Source organism: Rickettsiales bacterium, assembly GCA_029252805.1.
Lineage (GTDB): Bacteria > Pseudomonadota > Alphaproteobacteria > Rickettsiales > JALZUV01 > JALZUV01.
In genome coordinates this window covers 1-6,623 of the sequence record JAQXAR010000053.1, presented here as the reverse complement: position 1 = coordinate 6,623, position 6,623 = coordinate 1, and the positions used below count along the sequence as shown (strand labels likewise).

The following is a 6,623-nucleotide window of genomic DNA, read 5'->3' as shown; positions in this document are numbered from 1 at the left end:
AGTATGTGGGAGGCTAGAGTATGGAGCTTTTTGGGAAGTAAAATCAATGTCTATCGTTCGAGTTGGCATTGGTCAGCCTAATGCTGATTCTATAAAATGGAAAACTCATTCGTCTTGATAGCCGTATTGATCATCATAGTACTCTCTAGCAATCTCTTCGGTATCTACGTATTCTAGCGGATCGATACCAAAGTGCTCCACTACATCTACATGATCTATGGCAACAAACTCGTGATCAACTCCAGCAGCCATTAATTCATCTAAGCCGTTAATTTTGAGACCACAGCATTTACACTCTAATACATCCGGTACGATTCGGATTTCCCTAAATATCCCATCCTCTCGTAAAATCGGTTCACTATAACCTATCGGGCTTCCGCCTAAAATAGCTTCTTGACTGCAAGCTGGGCATTTTTGTGTTCTAAGATAGTGTCCTGAGGTTGTTGTAGCGCTTACGAATTGGCTTTTGGAGGCTTCCCGTTTTGAATCTTGTTCTGACTCAGGCAGGGTATAAAACCTATCTTTTTGAACTTTAATTAAATCTTTGACTCGTTTCTGCCTGTCGTGCAGCAGTGCTTCTGCTGTTTTTTTGACCTGCTTAGCGTCAGAGTCATTCAGTAGAGTTGATAAGTCTAATTCTGCGAAATTACTTACTTTTGATATGAAAGAATAAATATGGGGAATTATTTCACTTTGCGAAACGGTGGAAATACCATCTTCATCACTATGTAGTTCTGTATTCCTAATAGAAAAAAACGCATTTAGGGTATCGTATTCTGTTGTAGTTATCTCTGGTATTAGCCTACTTAAACGAGATAATGCGACGTTCGCAGGCACAGATTTGGGTGGTTTGTTAGGTTTTATTCCGGCAGAGTATAATATACTTTCTTCGTCGTTTGAGGCATTTAGAGAAGGGTTTTGGGTGCATATAGCACCTCTCACTAAAAACTCACAAAAGAAGCTTAGGTTTAGTAGAAACTCCTCAGAATCCCGCTCCTTGCTTGTTGCCAACTGCCAATAGTTGCTAGCTTTTGTAAAATATCTCTCTGCTGTCCAAGTCATTAATTCCAAACCATTATGCGCCGTAAATAACTATGCGCATCACTTTCTTTAACCTTTTCTCTGCTATGCAAAATCTTATGGTTATTGATAACAAGAAAACGTGTTTCTCTCCAGCTTATTTCTATTGCTCTATCCAAGTCATTTTTTAAAATAGCAGCTACTTTTTCTGCCTCATTATTTATGGGCTGCATAATTAGGGGATTAAAGCGTATGTAATCTAGGTTACGGGCTAAATTCCAAAATTTATAACTATGTGCTCGATGTGAATCGAAGACACGAAACGCAGCCTTTTGACAAGTTTTAGCATCCAAAGAGCTGTGTTTTAGTGGAGAAAGAACAAGAGTATTCGTGGTGCGTAAGGGGGGAGCAAATAAAATGATGTATTTAGGAGGTATAACAGCACTTGCGGCATCCGTATGAAATGGAAATTGATTTAACCCAAATGTGTGAGAAAGTGTATTGGGCCTCGCACATTTAGTCGAATTGACAGATAGTTGTGAGTAAACAATCCTTCTAGGAGAAAGTTTAGCAAGCAATTCTTTAAGAGAAGGTTCATTTTTTATTTTGCGTGGAGCAGCATACCACCCTTCAGTGTTTAAGATATTCTGCCAAGAATTTTCGTCTACCATAGCAATCTATTATAAGGGGAAATTGATTCCCTTGCAATTTCAGAGAGATGAGCAATAGTTCGTATATAACCATTTATAAAAGGAAGTTATGCCCAGCGTGAAGCTAACCAAGCGAGCGATTGATGACATCGCGCTTGCGGAACATGGAAAACAGAAATTCTATTGGGATACGGAGCTACGAGGTTTCGGTCTGCGGGTGGGGAGTGCCAGCAAAACATTTATCGTCCAAAAGGATATGAATGGTAAATCCAAAAGAGCCTCTATTGGCCGTTACGGCACATGGACACTGGAAGAAGCCCGCAAAGAGGCACGCGAACATTTAGTGCAGATGGATAAAGGGGTGGATGTTGCGGCAGAAAAACGCAAAGTCGCAGCAGAGTCGATTACACTTGTAGAAGCATGGGCGCTCCATAAAGAGGCGATGAAACGAAAAAATGCGTCACCAAATACCATTGATGATTATGAACGTGCGGTGAACACACACCTTTCAAAATGGAAGAATCGTAATCTTGCAGATATTACTCGCGCTGAGGTGAAAGAAACTCATAGCACCATTGGCAAAACGGGAGGGTATGGTGCAAACGGGATGATGCGATGCTTCCGCGCTATTTATAATACGGCAATGAAGGATAATGAGTTTTTGCCGCCCAATCCATGCATCGCCGTCCAGTGGTTTAAGGAATATCGCCGTCAGGAACCAGTGCCCGAAAGTAAAATGAAGGATTGGTATAAAACAGTCCTAACCATTCCGAATGGTGCGCGTCGTGACTACCATCTATTTGTTATGTTTACGGGCCTTCGTCGCAGTGATGCTTGCACGGTCAAATGGGCTGATATTGATATGGATGCCGAAACGCTTCATAGACCTAACCCGAAGGGTGGCAAGGAGCGTGCTTTTACTATTCCGCTACCAGATGTGTGCATAGAAATTTTGGCGCGGAGAAGGGAAGAGAATGAGATTCTCTACGGCAAGCGTTGTCCATGGGTATTCGCCACTAAGAATCGTCAAGGTGAAGTCATACCTATGCAGGAGCCGAAAGAGAATAAGCGAGGGTTGCCTTCACCCCATCGTTTGCGCGATACTTACACCACTGCCTGCAATACTGCTGGCTTGTCGGCCTATGATATTGAGGTGTTAACTAACCACCGCCCTGCTAATAACAGCGTAACGGCTGGTTACATTAGTCAAGGGGTTGAACATTTGCGGGATCAGCAGCAAAAAGTTGCGGATTATTTAAAAGAGCGGATGGGGATTTAAGTGCCAAAAAGAAAGCAAGTTACGCTTCCAGTAATAACTGATGAGTTATTAGTTGAAGCGGAGGAAGTATTTTTTCACGGCACCAATTATGATGAGCTCCGTGCAAAGTTGTTTAACTCCGGGGAAACCAAAAAACGTTATCATAAAGTGGGGAAGGCCATTACGGATTTGCGAAACGCATGGAAGGCTCTTGACGATGAGGAGAGATGTTTGTTTTTTGAATCAGTAAATGCGCCGTCAGATGCGACTAGGCTGCTGCTTGGCGATGAAAAAGTAACGCTTCATGATATTCCGAGTCGTGCTCCTTCAGCGGAGGAAAGATTGGATTCTGCATTTTCAGGATATATGGCATATAAGGAGTTTTCTTCACTGAGAGGTGCGCCAGTAAAATTTAGAAATAGTAATCTTATAGAATTCCTGATGGAACATTGGGAAAAGGAAACTGGTAGTCCTGCTGTATATTATCGAAACAACTCTAAAGCTAATACTGGTAGAAATCCTTTACTCGCTTGGATAATGAAATGCCTAGCCGAAATGGAAAAGCGAGGCGTTAAAGACCTGAAAATTGCGCAAGCAGAAAGTGTGGTTGAAAACACCTATAAGAAAATGCGTAAAAAGAGGCCTTAAAGGTAAAATGTAAGATTTTGTGCCTTAATCATACCTTTTTTCAATAATACCTATTCCTGAAAAGAAAGACTTCTAACTACAAAATAGGAGTTTTTATGAATCAAAATATTACTGAAACCATTCGTGATGCGGTAGCTGATGCTATTCGTGATTACGGAAAAAATATTCAAGAAAAAGAATATCTCAATACAGTTGAGGCGGCGCATTATCTCGGCTTCTCCAAGCAGCGTTTAGAGATTTGGCGCTGTCATGGGGGCGGTCCACGTTACATTCGCTGTAATGGCGGCAGTGCCATTCGTTACCATAAGACTGAACTCGACGCATTTATGGCTGCCAATATTCGCCGTCATACGGCTGATGATGGAGATGACAATGTCTAAAATTAAAGGAGAGTCAGCTCAGTCGATTAAGTTTCTAAAGCGTTATAATCCTACTGGTCCGTGGGTGCTAACCTGCATCCAAACGGATCGCAAGGGGATTTCTACTACCACGTTTTATCCTGAAACTAAGGACAAGTTAAAAGCATGGTTAGATGAATATAACGGCAAGCGTAATATCTATTTCCATGTGAATAGTCCTATGCGTGATTTGGAAAAGAAAGCCAATCGGGAAGACATTAAGAGTGTTGATTACTTGCACGTTGATATTGATCCGCGTGAAGGACAGGACATTGAAAAAGAACGTGAGATGATCCTTGAATTACTTACGACTAGTCGTCCTAAAAACATTCCTAAGCCGACTTGCATCATCTTTTCGGGCGGTGGTTTTCAGGCTTTCTGGAAGCTAAAAGAACCTATGAAAATTGATGGCGACCTTGGATTAGCTGAGGATGCTAAACGTTACAATCAGCAGATTGAATTACTCTATGCTGCGGATAACTGTCATAATATCGACCGCATTATGCGTCTTCCAGGAACTATCAATATCCCCGATGCGAAGAAACTCAAGAAGGGGCGCAAGGAAGAGTTAGCGACACTCGTAGATTGGGATGATGAGGTCGTTTATGATATCGGTGAATTTGCACAAGCGGACAAAAAATCCAATGGTGTTGTTGATTCAAAATATGCTGTTAAATTGAATAATGATACGGTTACGACTAATTCGCTCGATGAATTGGATAAGTGGGATGTGTCTGACCGCATTAAAGTCGTGATTGCACAGGGCAAGCACCCAGATGAACCGAAACCAAATGATAATAGCCGCTCTGCATGGCTGTTTGATGTTGCCTGTGATTTGGTTCGCCAGCAAGTGCCTGATGAAGTGGTTTTTGGTATTTTGACTGACCCTCAGTGGGGAATCAGCGAGAGTGTAGTAGAAAAAGGAAATGGCGCAGAAAAATATGCAATTCGTCAAATTGAGCGTGCGATCGAGTTTAATACTCAGCCAGAGCTAGCTGAGCTTAACGAGAAACACGCTGTGATTGCTAATATTGGCGGTAAGTGTCGTATTGCTATGTTCGTGCGTAATGAAGATTTAAAGCGTGATGTGCTAAGCTTTCAATCATTCTCGGATTTTACGAATACTTATATGAATTGCCAAATTCAAGTTGGTGAAACTAAAGATGGTGAACCTAAATTTATGCCATTAGGAAAATGGTGGTTGCTCCACCCTCAGCGCCGTCAATATGAGTCTATCGGTTTGCACCCCAAAGGATGCTCTGATGAAATTCTAAACCTATGGCAAGGGTTCGCGACTAAAGCTAAACAGGGTGATTGGTCGTTAATGCAGAAGCATATTCTAAATGTTGTTGTTTGCGGAAATGTCCAGCATTACGAATATGTCTTGAAGTGGCTTGCATTTGCAGTGCAGCATCCTGAAAAACCTGCGGAAGTGGCACTGGTTCTAAAAGGTGGAAAAGGCACTGGCAAAGGGGCTTTCGCAAATGCTATGTGTAAGATTTTTGGTCAGCATGGCTGGCATATAAGTGATGCGCAACATTTGTCAGGCCGTTTTAACGCCCACCTTGGTGATACATGTTTTGTGTTTGCTGACGAAGCATACTGGCCGGGAAATAAATCGGCTGAGGGTAACCTTAAAAGCCTTATTACAGAGCCTACCTTAACTATTGAGCGTAAAGGGGTCGACGCAGAACAAACACTCAATATGCTGCATGTTGTTATGGCATCTAATGAAGACTGGATTGTGCCTGCTAGTGAAGAAGAACGTCGGTTTGCTGTTTTTGAAGTGTCTAGCAAGTACCAACAAAATCGCGAATATTTTGACGCATTATTTGCGGAGCAAAGCAATGGTGGTCTCGAGGCGATGCTTTATGATTTGTTAAATATGGATATATCTGGTTGGCATCCTCGCTATGATTTTCCGCGCACAAAAGCACTTCATGAGCAAATGATTGCTGGCTTGAATCCCGTTGAGAAAGCATGGTTTGACCGCTTGGTTACAGGGGAATGCTTATTTGAAAACCAGCAGGGTGAGTTATACCACTTAGCTACGCATACCCTCGTTAAATATGCCTCTGACCTTTCTCCGCGCCGCAATGCTAGTCCACATTCTGTCGCTACATTCTTAGGAATTAGCCGTTATAATGCGGATGGTAGTCGTAAACAAAGTCGCTGCATGGGCTTCGATAAGGATGACAATTTGCGCCCCCGTGGATTTTGGGTTCCCGAACTACATATTGCCCGTAAAATATGGGATCAGGTTATGTTCCCATACGAATGGGGAGATGCTCGTGATTGGCACAACACCCAAGAAGGAGGGGGTATGGAGTCTCCTTTTTAACCCCAATTGAACCGTATAAACCGCTTATTATCTGTTCTCAGCAAGGTTTAAAACCAGCTACTACTTCAGCTTTGTTATATTCTTTGCCAAAGTTCTGAAAAAGCGGTCATTCCGGCCAGTCCGGTCAAACACTATCTCTTTATGGGTGTGTGGATGGCCGGACTTTTGCCGTTTCCACCGCTGCTATTGGATATCCGGTATTTTCGATAATTTTTCTATTCGCGCGCGCGTGAGCAAATCATCATTTATGCCAAATATCCCACCAAAGCACAGCATTGTGTTGACTCTCCACCATTAGGATTTATCGT

General features: G+C 42.4%; 6 protein-coding genes. 4 read left to right on the top strand and 2 right to left on the bottom strand.

The genetic code is table 11. The features are described from left to right. Positions 1-105: 105 nt before the first annotated feature. Positions 106-1,062 carry a hypothetical protein gene (locus P8P30_10170; protein ID MDG1287906.1) on the bottom strand — a complete coding sequence of 319 codons (957 nt, stop codon included), beginning with the start codon at positions 1,060-1,062 and terminating at the stop codon, positions 106-108. Continuing rightward, positions 1,062-1,691 (bottom strand): hypothetical protein, encoded by a 630-nt coding sequence (locus P8P30_10165; protein MDG1287905.1) that lies wholly within the window; start codon positions 1,689-1,691, stop codon positions 1,062-1,064. Before P8P30_10165 ends, P8P30_10170 begins: the two co-directional genes overlap by 1 nt. A gap of 88 nt (positions 1,692-1,779) precedes the next feature. Between P8P30_10165 and P8P30_10160 the strand changes: the two genes are divergently transcribed. The 4 genes from P8P30_10160 (at position 1,780) to P8P30_10145 (ending at position 6,315) form a co-directional block, all read left to right on the top strand. After that, positions 1,780-2,949 (top strand): integrase family protein, encoded by a 1,170-nt coding sequence (locus tag P8P30_10160; protein MDG1287904.1) that lies wholly within the window; start codon positions 1,780-1,782, stop codon positions 2,947-2,949. Then, positions 2,950-3,576 carry a hypothetical protein gene (locus P8P30_10155; GenBank protein ID MDG1287903.1) on the top strand — a complete coding sequence of 209 codons (627 nt, stop codon included), beginning with the start codon at positions 2,950-2,952 and terminating at the stop codon, positions 3,574-3,576. It begins immediately after the preceding gene. A 95-nt stretch (positions 3,577-3,671) separates the two neighbouring features. After that, positions 3,672-3,956 carry a helix-turn-helix domain-containing protein gene (locus P8P30_10150; protein MDG1287902.1) on the top strand — a complete coding sequence of 95 codons (285 nt, stop codon included), beginning with the start codon at positions 3,672-3,674 and terminating at the stop codon, positions 3,954-3,956. Next, complete coding sequence (locus P8P30_10145; GenBank protein ID MDG1287901.1) at positions 3,949-6,315, top strand: DUF5906 domain-containing protein; 2,367 nt, start codon at positions 3,949-3,951, stop codon at positions 6,313-6,315. The genes P8P30_10150 and P8P30_10145 overlap by 8 nt, the downstream gene beginning before the upstream one ends. The last annotated feature ends 308 nt before the right edge of the window (positions 6,316-6,623 follow it).

Coding starts and splice junctions, on each gene's coding strand:
- P8P30_10150 (MDG1287902.1), top strand. CDS start 3,672: ATGAATCAAAATATTACTGAAACCATTCGTGATGCGGTAGCTGATGCT.
- P8P30_10170 (MDG1287906.1), bottom strand. CDS start 1,062: ATGACTTGGACAGCAGAGAGATATTTTACAAAAGCTAGCAACTATTGG.
- P8P30_10145 (MDG1287901.1), top strand. CDS start 3,949: ATGTCTAAAATTAAAGGAGAGTCAGCTCAGTCGATTAAGTTTCTAAAG.
- P8P30_10165 (MDG1287905.1), bottom strand. CDS start 1,691: ATGGTAGACGAAAATTCTTGGCAGAATATCTTAAACACTGAAGGGTGG.
- P8P30_10160 (MDG1287904.1), top strand. CDS start 1,780: ATGCCCAGCGTGAAGCTAACCAAGCGAGCGATTGATGACATCGCGCTT.